We start from the raw sequence: 17,236 nt of genomic DNA, 5'->3' as shown, positions 1-17,236 counted from the left end.
GGAATAACCAGGGCACTTGCACATTAAACAGGGTTTATTACAGCTTCAATAAACCCGCACAGCATTTGTGGCGAGGGAACTCATTTCCTCGCCACAAATGCTGCACTCACGCGCTTACTGTGGTTTGCGATAGCTGTTGACGATGGCCGAGAAATCCTTGCCACCCTCGCCCCTCTGGCTCATCGCCTGGTACAACTGCTGCGCCACCGCGCCCAGCACCACCGGCTGATGAACCTGTCTTGCAGCTTCGGTGGCCAGACCCAGGTCCTTGAGCATCAGGTCGGCACCGAAACCTCCGGTGTAGCCACGGGAGGACGGCGCCGTTTCGATCACACCCGGCCATGGGTTGTACGTATCCGAACTCCAGCAACGCCCCGTGGAACTGTTAATGATGCCGGCCAGCACCTGGGTGTCGATCCCCAAGGCATCACCCAGGGCCATGGCCTCGCTGACGCCCACCATCGATATTCCCAGTAGCAGGTTGTTACAAATCTTGGCGATCTGGCCGGTGCCGACTTCGCCGCAATGGACGATGTTACGTCCCATCTGCGCCAACACCGGTTGCAAGGTGGCGAACAGCTCGGCGGAGGCACCGACCATGAAGGTCAACGTGCCGGCCGCCGCGCCGCCAGTGCCACCCGAGACCGGCGCATCGGCCATCGCCACGCCTTGTCTGGCGGCAGCGGCGGCCACGTCGCGGGCGGTCTGCGGGTCGATGGTGCTGCAATCGACCGCTGGTGTACCGGCGGCAATGCCGGCCAGCACACCGTCGTCACCCAGCCAGACACTGCGCACATGGGCGGCGGCCGGCAGCATGGTGATCACCAGCGCCGAGCCTTGGGCGGCATCGCGAGGCGAGGCGCTGACAGTGCCGCCCAATGCCGCGAGTTCGGCCAGCACGGTCTGGTTCAGGTCGAACAGGTTCAGCGAGTGGCCGGCCTTGAGCAGGTTGCGCGCCATGGGCGCGCCCATGTTGCCCAGACCGATAAATGCGATGTTCATGTCCGACTCCTTAGCGCAGGTTGATGGTGGTGTTCACACCGTCGTTGACGCTGTCATCATCGAACCAGCGTGCGGTAACGGTCTTGGTCTGAGTGTAGAACTGCACCACCTGTTTGCCGTATGGGCCAAGGTCACCGAGTTTCGAACCACGGGAGCCGGTGAAGCTGAAAAACGGAACCGGCACTGGAATCGGGATGTTGATCCCCACCTGACCGACGTCGATTTCACTCTGGAACTTGCGTGCCGCCGCGCCGCTCTGGGTGAACAGGCCTGTGCCGTTGCCGAACGGATTGGCATTGACCAGGGCAATCGCCTCGTCGAGGGTGTCGACTTCCAGCACCACCAGCACCGGCCCGAAAATCTCTTCGGTATAGATACGCATGTCGGTGGTCACGCCGGAAAACAGGGTCGGCCCGACAAAGTTACCCTGTTCGAAACCTGGCACGCTGACACCACGGCCATCGAGTTCCAGCTTCGCCCCCTGCTGCACGCCGCTCTCGATCAGTTCGAGGATCCGTGCCTTGGCCCGCTTGGAAATCACCGGGCCGATGTCCGTGCCCGGCTCACTCCCGGCGTTGACCTTGAGTTTCTGCGCCAGCGCTTTCAGCTCCGGCAGCCATTGCCTGGCCGCGCCCACCATCACCACCACGGAGGTCGCCATGCAACGCTGGCCCGCCGCGCCGAAGCCGGCCCCCACCAGGGCATTGAGGGTTTGCTCGCGGTTGGCATCAGGCAGCACCACCGCGTGGTTCTTGGCGCCCATCATCGACTGCACGCGCTTGCCGTGACGCCCCGCCAGGTCATACACGTGGGTGCCGACCGCCGTCGAACCGACAAACGAAACCCCCTTGATGTCCTTGTGAGTGCAGAGTGCATCCACCACGTCCTTGCCGCCATGCACCACGTTGAGCACGCCTGCCGGCACACCGGCTTCAACCGCCAGCTCAACCAGCAACATGGTCGACAGCGGATCCTGTTCCGATGGTTTCAGGACGAAGGTGTTGCCGCAGGCGATGGCCATCGGAAACATCCACAGCGGAATCATCGCTGGAAAGTTGAACGGGGTGATGCCCGCACAGACACCGATCGGCTGGCGCAGCGTATAGGTGTCAACGCCACCGGCGACGTTCTCGGCAAACTCGCCCATCTGCAAGGTGCCGATGGAGCAGGCGTGCTCGACCACTTCCAGGCCACGGAAAATATCGCCTTCGGCGTCCGCGAGGGTCTTGCCCTGCTCGGCGCTGAGGACGGCGGCAATGCGTTTGGAATGTTCGCGGATCAACGCCTGGAGCTTGAGCATGATGCGCATCCGCGCACCGATGGGCGTCAGCTTCCAGGTCTGGAAGGCACGCTGGGCAGCAGCAATGGCGGCATCGACTTCCGATGCGGTGGCAAACGGGACTTTCGCCAGCACTTGCTGGGTGGCCGGGTTGACGATGTCGTGCCATTCGCTGGAACGGGATTCGACCCATTCGCCGTCGATCAACAGCTTGACGGTCTGCAGGGTGGTATCACTGGACGTGAGGGAAACGTTCATGCTGGCCTCCGGGATTGTTCTTATAGAGTGCGTTGATTCAGCAGAAACCAAGGCGCAAAGACACCTTGGTGATGAGACGATTTTTGGAGTATAGATGTGCAAACTTCTAATAAGAACGCACATATAAACCGGTCCATCATGCAAAAAAACATCACCTCCCTCGGTTCGCTGAACTGGGACGACCTCAAGTTCTTCCTGGAAGTGGCCCGCACCCGCAAGGCCAGCACGGCGGCCAAGCGCCTCGGCGTCGACTACACCACGGTGTCGCGACGCATCGGCTCGCTGGAAGCTTCATTGGGAACACTATTGTTCGAGAAATCCCGGACCAACGGCTTTGTGCTGACCGCCGAAGGCCAACGCCTGTTGAGCTATGCCGAATCGATCGAAAGCACCCTGCATATGGCCTGCGAACAGGTGTCAGGATCGGGCGTCGCGCTGTCCGGTCATGTGCGCATGGGCTGTACGGAGGGCTTCGGCAGCTACTTCATCACGCCGCAACTGAGTCACTTCGTCGATGCCTATCCAGCCATCTCGGTGGACATCCTGCCGCTGCCGCACTTCATCAGCCTCTCCAAGCGCGAGGCCGACATCGTTATTGCCCTGGAACGCCCCGAACATGGTCCTTACGTATGCTGCAAACTGTGTGACTACCGGTTGCAGCTTTACGCCACCCAGCCCTACCTGGACAGCCATCCGCCCATTCACCGTCCGGCCGACCTGCGAAAGCATTCATTCATCAGCTATGTGGATGACCTGGCGTTCAGTTCGGAGTTGCTCTACCTGGCAAACGTGCTGCCCGACGCCAGCGCCCATCTGCGCAGCACCAGCGTGATCGCGCAATTCGTGGCGGCGCAGCAAGGGCGCTCGCTGGCGATTCTGCCGTGCTTTCTCGCCGCCCAGGATCCACGGTTGCTGCCGGTGCTGCCGGAGGACATCACCATCACCCGGCAGTTCTGGATGTACTGCCGGGAGGATCTGCGCAAGCTCAAGCGGATTACGCTGTTGTGGGATTACATCAGAGAGGTGACCGAACAGAATCAGCCACTACTGATGGGTGACAGCCGGGAGATGGTGTTTGCCGATTAGTCGGCAATCACCACGATGGCCACGCGACGGTTCTCCGTCCGGCCTTCGACCGTGTCGTTGGATGCGACCGGTCTGCTGCTGCCCAAGCCGCGGGACTGAACGTTTTCTTCGCGCATGCCAACGCCAATCAGCACCTTGCTCACGCTATTGGCCCGACGTATCGACAGTTGATCGTTATAGGCCTGGGAACCCGATGCGTCGGCATGGCCATCGACACGCACCCGTTCAATACCGGCGCTGAGCAGCGCCTTGCCGATTCGCTCGACGATCTCGGTGCTGGCTTCATTCAGACTTTCCACGTCGCTGCCAAACAGTACTTTACCCGAAAGGCCGAACGCCCAACCCTCTTCGGTCAGTTTGAACCCTTGCTGCTTGAGCACGGCAATCTGCGCAGGCGTAAGGCCTTTTGGCGGGGCAGTCTGGCAACCGCTCAGGGCCAGGACGGCCATGAACAGAAATGAAATGAATATTTGCAGGACAGATTGAGGGTATGAACGCACGCGTCAGCTCCTGATTTGAAGTTAAGCAACGGGGCGCTCCGTCCCCGTCGAATGTTGACCGCCTCGGGCAAGGCGCTTGGCCTGGTACATCGCTGCGTCGGCGGCATGCAGCAAAGCGCCGGGAGTGGCGCCATGATCGGGGTAAACCGCAATGCCGACACTCAGTGAGGTCAGCACCGAAGCATTACCGGGCAATTGAATCGGGACCTCCATACTGGCGATGATCTTCTCAGCGATCCGCTCGGCATCCTCGATCTGGTACAACGGCGCAAGCAGCACCGCGAACTCGTCGCCGCCAAGGCGCGCCACCAGATCATCCTCACGAAGCTGGGCACGGACCCGGGTCGCCACGGCTGTCAGCACGGCATCGCCGGCAGCGTGACCGAAATTGTCATTGATGCCCTTGAACCGATCACTGTCCAGGTACAACACCGCTACCTGCTCGTCGAGTTTGCTTGCATTGCGCAAGGCACGAATCAGCCGGCCTTCGAAAAATGCCCGGTTCGGCAATCCGGTCAGGCTGTCGTGGCTGGCCTGATGCGCCAGGGTTTCGTTCTCGCTCTGCAGGTGGGTCTGCCAGGATTCGAGTTCGGCGAGCAGCGCGTTGAAGTCGTTGCCCAGGTTATCCAGTTCGGCAATGGCAGCCGGCGGCACCCGCCGATCCAGGGCTCGCTCGCTGCGTGCCGCGTGGGCCACGTCCGCCAGGCTACGCAGGGGGCCGGTGATCGCCTGCAGTTGGCGCCGGGCCAGATACAACGCCACCCAGGCACTCACCGCCGTGCACACGATGATCCCTGCCAGCCCGCTGAGCAGAAAGCGCAACAGGCTGCCGCCATGCCCCGCCAAGTGGACACTGCCAATGGCATGCCCTTGATGAAGAATCGGCACGCTGATGGGTTTCTCCAGGAAGGCCTTGGCGATATGCATCTCCAGCTCCGACAACAGACCGGTTTCCGGTCGCTGCCAATGCGCCAACAGACGGCCATGCTCATTGAATACCCGGGCATCGGCGACCTCCTCGGTGCTGGCAATCAATGCCAGCGCCTCGGTGGCTGCCACCGAGTCATCGAACACCACGGCCGCCTCCACGGTGTAGTTGATCGACCGTGCAATCAGGTGCAGGTTATGGTCGGCGTAAACCCGTAACGCAAGTACTCCGAGCAAAGTCAGGGAGACACTGGCCATGGTCACCGCCACCAGCGCAACGATCAGATGGCCGCGACCGATGACCGAGCCCAGAGTGGGACGGATACGCGAAACTGGCAGGCTCATGGCGCCGCAGACCTGCGACGTGACAGTTGCAAGACACTCGGATGGATACGTACGCCACTGCGCGCGACCGAGTCGAGGTTGACCTCGAACGCTACCTGTTCATCGCCCACCCGCAAACAGAACAGGCTGCCCACGGTGCACTGGTCACCACCTTCGCTGATGCTCAATACCGGTTTGCCGGTCAAGGAAGCGAATAATTGGGTGCGCTCATCGGCGGTCAGTCTGCCGACATAGACCGCGTTGCATTCATCAGCAATAGCTGGGTTATCCGCCAGCAAGCGCTGCACGATCACTGTGCGGCCAGTGGCTTGGGTGGTGCCTTTGACCAGATCGTCGGTGTATTGGGTCGGCCCGACAATGCAAAGCTGCAATTGGGTAGGCTCTATGGGCCAGCGGGCGTAGCTGAGAATACCCAGTACGACCTGGGTCACCGCCTCGGCCCGCACCTGCGCGTGACTCACGGGCTCCTGATTTTCGGCTACCAGGACAGGCGACAGCAAACACAAAAAGCTGGCGAGCAGATAATGCCTCCAGTCCTTGGCGCACAGTGCTTGCCGAACAGCCCCGCCCATGGAAACTCTCTTGATCGATCCAGTAAATGTCGGAACGATAGCACAGTGCCAAAAAGCCAGCGAGATAACGCCTTACGGTGGTTTCCGACAAAAAATCGACGTCAGCTAATCCATCGCCTGGAAGGTCCGTTGATTCAGCTACGCGGCTCCAGATCCAGCATCAGGCCGCTCAGGCGCTTGACCTTGCGTCGAACCGCCTCCTCGAATATCCCTGGCCGTGGCTCGATCAGGCTGAACCACTGCTTGGCCCGGGTAATGGCTGTGTATACCAGCTCCTTGGTCAACACGGGGTTCAGCGCATCCGGGAGAATCAGGGCCGTATGGGTGAACTCCGAGCCCTGGGATTTATGCACGGTCATGGCATACACGGTTTCCACATCATTCAAGCGACTGGGCAGGACGAAGCGCACACCGCCCTGCCCGTCGTTGCGCGGGAATGCCACGCGCAGGACCTGCCTGCCGGCATCCGGCCCATCGCGCTCGGGGAGTTTCAGGGCAATCCCGATGTCGCCATTCATCAATCCCAGACCATAGTCGTTGCGGGTCATCAAGACCGGACGGCCCTCGTACCACTGCTGATCGCTGTCGATAAGACGGGCCTTGAGCAGCGCAGCTGTCACTCTCTGGTTCAAGCCTTCGACGCCCCACGGGCCTTTACGCACAGCGCAGAGCAGCTGGAAAGCATCGAACGCTGAGAGGACCTCCCGGGCCCAATCGACCCAGCAGGTGTCTTCCAGTGGACGGGACGCCGCCGGACGTTGCCGCTGCATCAGGCTCAGGTAATGCCGGTAACCCTGGGGACCCTCTGCCAGGCCTTCGAGCAGCAAGTGCTCCAGCGCGCCATCAGGCTCGCCCTTCAACGCCAGGGAAAACAGGTCGGCATGTTGCTTGCCCACCAGCAACTGGCGAGCCTTTTCGGGCTGCTGTTGGTTGACCCATCGAGCCAACTGGCCGATACCACTGCCCTCGCCGAAGCGGCGGGAGTGCCGGAGCATGACGACTTGCTGTGCCAAGGGATGAGTATCATCAAGGTCTTGCTGCAAATCACCGGCCGCCAGGTCTTCGCCGCTGACCAACTCAAGCCAGGCTAGGGTTCGGGCGTTGTACCAGCCCTCCTCGGCATCCCGGCACAAATCCGCCAGCACCGCACCGGCCTCCACCGAGGCCAACTGATCCTTGTCCCCGAGCAGTACCAACCGCGCATGGGGCGGCAACGCATCCAGGAGATTGGCCATTATCTCCAGATCGATCATGGACGCCTCATCGATCACCAGGACGTCCAGTGGCAACCGATTCCCCCCATGATGCCGAAAATGTCGGGTTCCAGGCCTGCTGCCCAACAAACGATGGACAGTGGTCACGTCGCAAGGAATCCGCTCGCGCACGGCCTCGGACACATCCAGCGTCCGGACCTGCTGGCTGATGGATTCGGTCAGGCGCGCCGCCGCCTTACCGGTAGGTGCTGCCAGGCGAATCCGCAGCGGCTTCCCGACCTCGACGGCGGGAGCCTGGAGCAGCGCCAGCAAACGCACGACGGTGGTGGTCTTGCCAGTACCCGGACCGCCGGTCACGATGCTGAAGGCACCCCGGGTCGCCAGGGCACAGGCCAGTTTCTGCCAGTCGATCGGACCTGCGGCCGCGGCCGGCCCGAACAGCCCGTTCAGGCGTTCACTCAAATCGACGGGGGAAGCCTCCTGTTCGGCCAACCGTTGACGCAACGACTCATCGATCCGCCGCTCATAGGTCCAATAGCGCCGCAGATAAAGGCGTTTATCGGCCAGCACCAACGGGCGTTGCCGCGCCTCCTCACGCTCATCCGCAGCCAAGGCCACCAGCCGGCTGGAGGCCAGGGTCTTGCACCAGTGTGCCCCCTCCAGCGCCCGCAGTATCTGTGACGGCAACAGCATCACGCCGGTTTGCGCATCCCCCTCGGGGGGAAGCGACAAGGCGAAATCCGGTTCCTTGAGCGTTTCGAACAGGTCCAGGCAGACATGTCCATGGCCCAACTGATGACTGGCCAGCGCCGCAGCGAGTAGCACCAATGGATCGTCGTCTGGCGCCAGCTCATGAAGGAACGCAACGAAGGCTTTGTCCAGGGCGCGCAACCAACCGCGCTCGACCCAACGCGTCAGCAACAGCAGCAGATCATCCGCACGGTCCAGAGGCGCCAGTTCGATCAGGCTTTCGTCATCCGACGATTTGGGCAGCAGATCGACAAACGTCCGACTCATAGCAATTCTCCCTGTACCCATGCCGGCTCAGCCTTGGGCTCGGGCGCCCCTTGGAAAAGGCGATCCAGCTGTTCGATCAGTGCACGCGCAGGCTTGGTGAAATAGACCCCTTGGCTGGCCGCACGGGTGCCGCGAAGAAACAGGTACAACGCACCGCCGACATGTCGGTCGTAGTCATAGTCGGGCAAGCGCGCCTTGAGCTGACGATGCAACGCCAACAGGTACAACACATATTGCAAATCGTAGCGATTTTCGAGGATCGATTGCTCCATGGCCTGAGGGGTGTAAGCGGCGTCATCGCTCCCCAGCCAATTGGATTTGTAATCCGCCACGTAGTATCGCCCTTCATGCTCGAACGTCAGGTCGATGAACCCCTTGAACATGCCGTTGAGCAGCACCGGCTCCGCAGCGACGCGGGCCACACCGCCATGGGTGCATCGGCAAACCAGCTCATCGAGCTTGAGCACATCGACCTTATGGCTGGCGAACCAGAACTCCATCTCGACCTGGAAACGGCTCAGGTGCTCAAGCACCACCGGCGGTTGATCGTTGCCGATGCGCATAGGCGTTGCCAACAAGTGCCGCAACCAATCGCTGAGCGTCGTGATCCAGCCTTGCCAGCCTCGACGATTGCAGCGCCGGGCAATGGCGTCCTCGATGGCCGTTGGCGCGACGGTAAACCCTTCACCGGCGACCCACTCCAGGAGGCCATGAAGGAAAGTGCCGGGATTGGGCCCGCGGGGGAAACGGTGAATGTCCCCCCCGATAGCGACCACTTCCCTGGGCGCATCAGGATCAAGTCGCTCATCGTCGAACAGTTTCTGGGCCTGGGGATCTTCCGGAGCAGTGTCGCTGCCAGCACTCAGGGTCTCGCCGATGCGCAAGGCGCTATAGGAGGCGATCCACCAGTTTTCACTGGCTTTGCGTACCGGCCTCAAGGGGTCGAGCAGCACGGCTTCGTTGCGCGGAGGCCGATAACGTTCGTCGGTGGCCTGAGGCATCTCCTGGCAACTCACCGCAGCGCTGCCTTGTTGCAGGTCTTCCAGCCAGCGCCGCAATTGCGTCGATTCGGCCAGAGGTATACCGCCGCCCAACAGATACCCCAACGCAGATACATGCAGGATCGAGCTGCTGTTGTTACCCCGCTTGAGATCGGCAACCCCCAGCCAACAGGCATGTTGTGCGCGGGTAAGCGCCACGTAGAGCAGGCGAAGGTCCTCGGCCAGACGTTCGTCATCAGCCTTGGCGATCAGTTCGGCGCAAGGCTTCAGACTGATTTGCGCCTTGCCGGTTTCATCGTGGTAATGCAAGGGCAACCGGCTGCCATCCACCGGCTTCGTCGAACAGATGAACGGCAGGAATACCAACGGATATTCCAGTCCCTTGGACTTGTGGATCGTCACCACCTTGACCAACTGCTCATCACTTTCCAGGCGCAGGATCTGCTCTTCTCCGGCCTGACCGGACAAGGCCAGGTGCTCCGACAGATGCCGGATCAGGGCCTGTTCACCATCCAGCTCTCCGGCCGCCTGTTGCAGGAGTTCGCTGAGGTGCAGCAGGTTGGTCAACACCCGCTCACCATCATTGCGCATCATCAAGGCCTGGGGCAGTTCGAAATCATGCAGCAGGCGCCGCAACATGGGCAGCACCCCCTGGGTGCGCCAGACCGTACGGTAGCCACGGAACTGCATGACCCGCGCTTCCCAGGCCAACTCATCCTGGTTGAGTCGCTCCAGCTCCGTGAGCGGCAGGTTCAGGGTGATGCTCGCCAGCGCAGCCCGCAATGGTCGCTCGACATCCGGCTCGGCACAGGCCCTGAGCCAGATCAGCAAGTCGCGCGCTTCCTGCGAGGCAAACACCGAATCCTTATCGGACAGATAGACACTGCGTACGCCTCGCACGGACAACTCGTCCCGCACCGCCTGCGCCTCTTTACCGTCTCGCACCAGGATCGCGATATCTGCGGGCAACAGCCCACGCAGCGCCTTTCCATCCTCGATGAAGCCGTCGCGCCCCGACTGGCCGCCGTTGAGCAGCGCCGTGATCTCACTGGCGCAGGCGGCCGCCATTTGCTGCCGATAGACCGCACCGGAGAGCGGCTTGTCCGACGGCAAGTGCCAGATATTCAACGCTGCAAGGGGCTGGCCCGCGACCTGCAAAAACTCCTTGCGGCCCTGGGCATCAACGGGCAGGAATGGCACCGGGTTCTTGTCCGGTGCTTCACGAAACAGGAATGCCCCGCGCCCGCTCGGACGGGATTCGGCGTTCCGGAAAATATGGTTTACCGCGCCCACCATGGCGTGGCTGGAGCGGAAGTTCGTTCCCAGGGTATGCAGCCTGCCGGCGGTAGCTTCACGGGCACGCAGGTAAGTATGGATATCGGCGCCACGAAAGGCATAGATGGCCTGTTTCGGGTCACCGATCAGGAACAGCCCTGTTTCAGGGTTGTTGTCTTCGATGCGGTAGATGCTTTCGAAGATCCGGTATTGAACCGGGTCTGTGTCCTGGAACTCATCAATCAGCGCGACCGGAAACTGCTCGCGTATCAGGTTCGCCAGGCGCTCTCCACCCTCGGCCAGCAGGGCCGCGTCCAGCCTCAGCAGCATGTCGTCGAAGCCCATCTCCGCGCGTCGACGTTTCTCTGCCTCGAAGCGCGCCCCTACCCATTGGGCCGCATGCTGCAACACCGCTGCATCTGGAGTAGGCAAGGCCTCCAGACTCGCCTTGAGGCTGGACATGGCCTCCAGCCCTGGATGGTTGGGTACATCGCCTTTCCAGGCCTCGGCCATGCCTTCGGGGGTCAACCGCGTAAATCCGGTACCGATATCCAGGAGCTCGAGGCTCTCGTCATCCACCCAGGCGGAGATTTTCTGAAACCACGGCTCGAAGTAGCGAGCCTGCATCTTGCGCCCGTCGACGCTCTTGCTGGCGACGCCTTGCTGGCAGATCTCCAGCAGCTCAACCGCCCATTGCCGCCATGGAGCCTTGAGGTCGAGCAAGGCGGCACTGCGTTCCTGAAGCGATGCCAGGATGAGCTCGGCAGGCTCAAGCCCCTCATTGCTTTCACGCTCGCTGGAAAACAGCCCCCTAACCCGCGGCAACAGGGAAGCAGGACCTCCCCAATGGCTACGCACCCAGTTCAACGCCTCTCCCTGCATCGAGTAGCAGAACAGCCGCCAGTAGTCGCGCAACACTTCGCCAAGCAATTCGCTGTGATCGGTTTCCAGGGTTTGGGTAAACAGGCTGCCGCTGTCGAACGCGTGCTCACGCAACATCCGCTGACACCAGCTATGGATGGTCGAAACCGCTGCTTCATCCATCCATTGCGCGGCGATGTCCAGCCGGTTGGCACAACCGGGCCATTGCGCTTCGTCGAACTCATCACGCAACTGGGCAATCAGTGAATCGGGAGCCGGAATCTCATTACGGAAGAAGCGCGCCGCTTCGGCCAGGCGCGTGCGGATACGTTCGCGCAGCTCCTTGGTGGCAGCGTCCGTAAAGGTCACGACCAGGATCTGTGGAGGAAGCAGCTCGCGACCGAACCCGGTCGCCGAGCCGCCATGGCCCAGCACCAGTCGCAGGTATAACGCTGAAATGGTAAAGGTCTTGCCAGTCCCCGCACTGGCCTCGATCAATTGGCTCCCTCGCAGGGGAAAAGCCAGGGCCAGAGGTGTCTGCCGAGTCATGATTGCGTCCCCTCGCCAATCGCGGAACGCCATGGGGCCTCGAACAGCGGCCGATAAAGCGCGTTGCACCAGTCAGGAAATGTCTCATCCGCCGCCAGGGCATCGAAGTCGGCAAACTGCCGGGCCAGGGCCGGACTCTCCCGCCGTTCGCCTTCAGAGGTCAGCCCATCGCCTTCGTAGGTTTTCCGGGCCGCCGCCTCGGCTTTATCCGGATCCATCTGGCCGAGCCAGGCGAAGGCCGTTTTGACCGCGACCGGCAGCGGTTGGCGCATGCCTGACTGCCAGGCCTGCAACAGGTCACTGAGCAGTCCTCGCGCCACAGGTTCTTCAAAAGGCGCCAACAGCAAGCTGTCATCACTGGCCACCAACGCAGTAGTCATCGCCAAGCCGCTCGCACACGCTACGAGATGATTGACCCAGGGGCGGATCAGGCGGTGCCATTTACGGGTCCTGACGGAGCCGATGCTGTTGGGTATGGCGGTGATGGCAAGGACTGCGCCGTCGGAGCGCTGGTGCAGGCCACCGAGCCATCCTTCGACACTGACATCATGCAATTGGAGACTGACAGGCACTGCGCTGGTCAACGGATTGGGCCATAACGCCAGAAGTTGCTGATAACGCTGGAGCAGATCCGGCAGGGGCTCGATCAGTTCGCGTTGCATGTACTCACCGAAACCCGCCATGGGTAACAGGCCGCTGTTTTGCAGTCGCTTGGCATGGGCCGCCAGGGCGAGATCCGGCTGATCCAGGCGCACCAGGGCGGCTTCCAGCAAGCTGTCGCTCAGGCTATAGCGCTGGAGGGCATCGAGCACGAAGGGCTCGTCATCAGCCAATGGAGCTTCGATGGCTTCGAAGAACACCTTGAGTCGCTGGCTGAAAAAGTGGCGGACGGGGTTTCGCAGGAAGTCCTGCAATTGCCCGAGGCTCAGAGGCTCTTCCTGAACATAGGGATCCAGCACCTGGACACCGCTCCCAGGGTCCTGGTTGTCGTGAAGCATCCGCCATTCGCTGGCATAGCTGAACAGTTCATTCCCCTGGAGGAAATAACGGGCACTGAACGGTTGCAGGGGATGCTCCTGGGTCAGCACCTCGAGAAGGTCCTTGCTTTCGTCCACCAGTCGCCAGCCACTGGCCAGATGATCCCGCAACTGACCGATCAACACCGATGCGGGTCGGTCGCTGTTGTCGCGGATACTACGCCCTACCCAACTGATATAGAGTTTTTCCCGAGCCGACAGCAGCGCCTCCAATAGCAGGTAACGATCATCCTCACGCCGGGAGCGATCACCGGGCCGATAGTCACTACCCATGAGATCGAAGTCCAACGGCGGCTGGGCTCTGGGATAATCGCCGTCGTTCATTCCCAGCAAGCACACCAGATTGAAGGGAATTGCACGCATCGGCATCAAGGTGCAGAAGTTGACCGCGCCAGCGAGAAAGCGTTGGGACAGTCGACCTTGATCCAGCCCTGCCAGCCAGGCCTCGCGTACCACCGTCAGCGGCAACTCATCCTGCAGCCCCACCGACTCGCAGGTTTCCAGCCAGGTTTCGCGCAGGTCTTCGAGCTGGGCCAGCAGATAGTCGTCATGCTCACTGCTCGCCTGGAAAAACAATTGCATCAAGTCACGCAGACGCGATCCCCACACCTGTGGAGATGCGGACTCGGTGAGCGACTGATGGGCGACGTCCAGCGCATCCAGTAATGCGGCCAGGGGGCCGATCAACGCCGCGTCAAGGCCACCGATTTCGTCATAGGGCTCAATGCCCTCATAGGCGTCCGAACTGCCAACGGCGTATCCCAACAGCATGCGCCGTAGACCAAACCGCCAGCTGTTCTGTTCAAGCTCGGCGGGCAGCCCGAGCCCGGCGCGATGTTCGGCATTCATTCCCCAACGAATACCGGCACCTTCGATCCAACGGTGCAGTGTCGGCAAGTCGGCCTCAACAAGTCCGAATCGCTTACGCAGGGCCGGGACATCCAACAGATCGAGGATTTCACTGACGGGAAAACGGCTATCAGGCAGCTTCAGCAAATGCTCGACGGCAATCAGCAAAGGATCGCGTCCACGCTGCCCCTGGTCGGTCAGGGTGAAGGGAATGAAGCGGGGATCCGTTCTGTCAAGCTGGCCGAACACGGCACGGATATGCGGGGCATAACTGTCGATGTCCGGAACCATGACGATGATGTCCCGAGGACGCAGCGTCGGATCCGCGCTGAAATGGGCCAATAACTGGTCATGGAGAATTTCGACTTCGCGCTGGGCGCTGTGGGCGATATGGAAACGGATCGACCCGTCTTGCTTCGTATCGACGGCAGGCCAGCGTTGTCGGGTTTCACCCAGGGGGCGCAGCTCAAGAATGTCATCCTGTAACTGACCGAGAAGGGTCGTGGGATCGCCATCACTGAACAGGTCGATTCGGCCATCGCGAAACACCGAACGATAGCGATTGGGATCATCGTAGCTGTCGAGCAGGTTGATATAGTCGCGCCCCTGCTTGCCCCATGCCGCGAGTAACGGATGAGCATGTTGATGCAAGGATTGCGGGTCTAGGATAACGGGCATGCCGGTCTTGCGTGCCTGACGTTTGTACTGGTGGCGCAACAGGTCCTTGTCGGCAACGATATCCGCCCAATGATGACGACAAGGGTTATGGACACACAATAGAACCTGGCTGAACCTCGACAAACCGGCCAGAGCCTCAAGGGCCTGGGCCGGGAGCGAGGAGATACCAAACACTATCACCCGTGCAGGAAGACCTTTCGGAGCGGTCTCCAGGCTGTTGATACGCTCGATGTACCGTTGATGAACGCCTGCACGGCTTTGAGCCATGCCTTCTTCCCCCACATCCACCAACAAGGCTCGCCACAGCTCGGCTTGCCAGCAATTAGCAGGCGCAAGCGCCTTGATTTCGCCTCGGACATTTCTTGTCTGGTGCCGGCCATCTGCCCAGTCCTCCAGCCAATCGGCCCGGTACACCTGATATTGGTCGAACAGATCAGCTAGGCGCTCGGATAACTGGTAGCGCTTGCGTAGATCAGTGTCGTGGGTGAGGAACCGACGCAGAGGCTCGAAATGAGGCTGATCGATCAACTGCGGCAGGAGGCGCATCAGTCGCCAGGTGAGTGGAGCCTTATCCAGCAGCGACTTGACCGGAATCTCGTCGCGCCCCAGAACCGTTCGATAGAGTTGCCACATGAAACTGCCTGGCAGTTGTACATCAATGGCTGCCGCTATACCGCAACCACCGGTATCGTCATCCTCCGGATCCTCAGCCAGTGCCAGCTTGAGCCATTGGGCAATACCGTTGCTCTGTACGAGCGCAATTTCATTCTCAAGCGGGGCCAGCGGATAACGTCGCATCAAGCTGATAACCAGGCTGCGCAGCTCATCGAGGCGATTGCCATGAATCACCATGAAAGCTGGGCTGAGGGACGTCGCGTCCGGCATAAAGGCATCCTTGAAAATGCAAAAAGCTAGGGCCGAACCTTAGCACTGTCGGGGGGTTGTGGCAGCCGGGAACGGTCCACGCTTGTCGTAAGAACTTTCCTGCGGGCAAAACAAAACCCCTACCTGCATCAGCAGATAGGGGTTTCGGAATTTAATCTTGACGATGACCTACTCTCACATGGGGAAACCCCACACTACCATCGGCGATGCATCGTTTCACTTCTGAGTTCGGGATGGGATCAGGTGGTTCCAACGCTCTATGGTCGTCAAGAAATTCGGTAGCCAGCGCGTTGCGTGGGCAACGTTCCAGCGAATGGGTATGCGATAGTTTGTGTGTTGCTGCTGAGTCAGTTCGAACTTTCGGTTCGTTTCGTCTTCACACACCGCAATCTGGCGCCCTGTGCTTTTCAGCTCGGAGCAAGCAAATTGCTTGGGTGTTATATGGTCAAGCCTCACGGGCAATTAGTACAGGTTAGCTCAACGCCTCACAGCGCTTACACACCCTGCCTATCAACGTCGTAGTCTTCGACGGCCCTTCAGGGAGCTCAAGGCTCCAGTGAGATCTCATCTTGAGGCAAGTTTCCCGCTTAGATGCTTTCAGCGGTTATCTTTTCCGAACATAGCTACCCGGCAATGCCACTGGCGTGACAACCGGAACACCAGAGGTTCGTCCACTCCGGTCCTCTCGTACTAGGAGCAGCCCCTCTCAAATCTCAAACGTCCACGGCAGATAGGGACCGAACTGTCTCACGACGTTCTAAACCCAGCTCGCGTACCACTTTAAATGGCGAACAGCCATACCCTTGGGACCGGCTTCAGCCCCAGGATGTGATGAGCCGACATCGAGGTGCCAAACACCGCCGTCGATATGAACTCTTGGGCGGTATCAGCCTGTTATCCCCGGAGTACCTTTTATCCGTTGAGCGATGGCCCTTCCATACAGAACCACCGGATCACTAAGACCTACTTTCGTACCTGCTCGACGTGTCTGTCTCGCAGTCAAGCGCGCTTTTGCCTTTATACTCTACGACCGATTTCCGACCGGTCTGAGCGCACCTTCGTACTCCTCCGTTACTCTTTAGGAGGAGACCGCCCCAGTCAAACTACCCACCATACACTGTCCTCGATCCGGATAACGGACCTGAGTTAGAACCTCAAAGTTGCCAGGGTGGTATTTCAAGGATGGCTCCACGCAGACTGGCGTCCACGCTTCAAAGCCTCCCACCTATCCTACACAAGCAAATTCAAAGTCCAGTGCAAAGCTATAGTAAAGGTTCACGGGGTCTTTCCGTCTAGCCGCGGATACACTGCATCTTCACAGCGATTTCAATTTCACTGAGTCTCGGGTGGAGACAGCGCCGCCATCGTTACGCCATTCGTGCAGGTCGGAACTTACCCGACAAGGAATTTCGCTACCTTAGGACCGTTATAGTTACGGCCGCCGTTTACCGGGGCTTCGATCAAGAGCTTCGCGTTAGCTAACCCCATCAATTAACCTTCCGGCACCGGGCAGGCGTCACACCCTATACGTCCACTTTCGTGTTTGCAGAGTGCTGTGTTTTTAATAAACAGTCGCAGCGGCCTGGTATCTTCGACCGGCGTGGGCTTACGCAGCAAGTGCTTCACCCTCACCGGCGCACCTTCTCCCGAAGTTACGGTGCCATTTTGCCTAGTTCCTTCACCCGAGTTCTCTCAAGCGCCTTGGTATTCTCTACCCAACCACCTGTGTCGGTTTGGGGTACGGTTCCTGGTTACCTGAAGCTTAGAAGCTTTTCTTGGAAGCATGGCATCAACCACTTCGTCACCCAAAGGGTAACTCGTCATCAGCTCTCGGCCTTAAGATCCCGGATTTACCTAAGATCTCAGCCTACCACCTTAAACTTGGACAACCAACGCCAAGC

Annotated in this window: 9 protein-coding genes and 2 rRNA genes; 1 reads left to right on the top strand and 10 read right to left on the bottom strand. The window is 60.2% G+C overall.

Annotated elements, in window-relative coordinates:
* Positions 1 to 114 precede the first annotated feature (114 nt).
* Positions 115 to 1,002: a 3-hydroxyisobutyrate dehydrogenase gene (gene mmsB / locus AD665_RS25890; protein WP_053194341.1), complete on the bottom strand. Its 888-nt coding sequence runs from the start codon at positions 1,000 to 1,002 to the stop codon at positions 115 to 117.
* 10 nt (positions 1,003 to 1,012) lie between these two features.
* The gene (locus AD665_RS25885; RefSeq protein WP_053194340.1) at positions 1,013 to 2,539 is read right to left on the bottom strand and encodes a CoA-acylating methylmalonate-semialdehyde dehydrogenase; all 1,527 of its coding nucleotides are present in this window, start codon (positions 2,537 to 2,539) and stop codon (positions 1,013 to 1,015) included.
* 138 nt (positions 2,540 to 2,677) lie between these two features.
* Between AD665_RS25885 and AD665_RS25880 the strand changes: the two genes are divergently transcribed.
* Positions 2,678 to 3,625, top strand: a complete 948-nt coding sequence (locus tag AD665_RS25880; RefSeq protein ID WP_024781078.1) for a LysR family transcriptional regulator — start codon at positions 2,678 to 2,680, stop codon at positions 3,623 to 3,625.
* Here AD665_RS25880 and yfiB read toward each other — a convergent pair.
* The 8 genes from yfiB to AD665_RS25840 form a co-directional block, all read right to left on the bottom strand.
* Positions 3,622 to 4,125, bottom strand: coding sequence for an outer membrane lipoprotein YfiB (gene yfiB, locus AD665_RS25875; protein WP_024781077.1), 504 nt, complete (start codon positions 4,123 to 4,125; stop codon positions 3,622 to 3,624). The genes AD665_RS25880 and yfiB overlap by 4 nt on opposite strands.
* 21 nt (positions 4,126 to 4,146) lie before the next feature.
* The gene (dgcN, locus tag AD665_RS25870) at positions 4,147 to 5,397 is read right to left on the bottom strand and encodes a diguanylate cyclase DgcN/YfiN (RefSeq protein WP_033035174.1); all 1,251 of its coding nucleotides are present in this window, start codon (positions 5,395 to 5,397) and stop codon (positions 4,147 to 4,149) included.
* Positions 5,394 to 5,969: a regulatory sequestration protein YfiR gene (gene yfiR / locus AD665_RS25865; protein ID WP_024781076.1), complete on the bottom strand. Its 576-nt coding sequence runs from the start codon at positions 5,967 to 5,969 to the stop codon at positions 5,394 to 5,396. The genes dgcN and yfiR overlap by 4 nt, the downstream gene beginning before the upstream one ends.
* Before the next feature lie 134 nt (positions 5,970 to 6,103).
* A complete protein-coding gene (recD, locus tag AD665_RS25860; RefSeq protein WP_053194339.1) occupies positions 6,104 to 8,200 on the bottom strand; it encodes an exodeoxyribonuclease V subunit alpha in 2,097 nt (698 codons plus the stop codon).
* Complete coding sequence (gene recB / locus AD665_RS25855; protein WP_053194338.1) at positions 8,197 to 11,886, bottom strand: exodeoxyribonuclease V subunit beta; 3,690 nt, start codon at positions 11,884 to 11,886, stop codon at positions 8,197 to 8,199. The genes recD and recB overlap by 4 nt, the downstream gene beginning before the upstream one ends.
* Positions 11,883 to 15,335: an exodeoxyribonuclease V subunit gamma gene (gene recC / locus AD665_RS25850; protein WP_024781073.1), complete on the bottom strand. Its 3,453-nt coding sequence runs from the start codon at positions 15,333 to 15,335 to the stop codon at positions 11,883 to 11,885. The genes recB and recC overlap by 4 nt, the downstream gene beginning before the upstream one ends.
* A gap of 155 nt (positions 15,336 to 15,490) precedes the next feature.
* Positions 15,491 to 15,606, bottom strand: a 5S ribosomal RNA gene (gene rrf, locus AD665_RS25845).
* A 170-nt stretch (positions 15,607 to 15,776) separates the two neighbouring features.
* A 23S ribosomal RNA gene (locus AD665_RS25840) occupies positions 15,777 to 17,236 on the bottom strand; the annotation flags it as partial.

It is taken from the genome of Pseudomonas corrugata (assembly GCF_001269905.1).
GTDB lineage: Bacteria > Pseudomonadota > Gammaproteobacteria > Pseudomonadales > Pseudomonadaceae > Aquipseudomonas > Aquipseudomonas corrugata.
The sequence above is the reverse complement of the archived record's forward strand: the minus strand, read 5'-3'. Positions and strand labels throughout refer to the sequence as shown.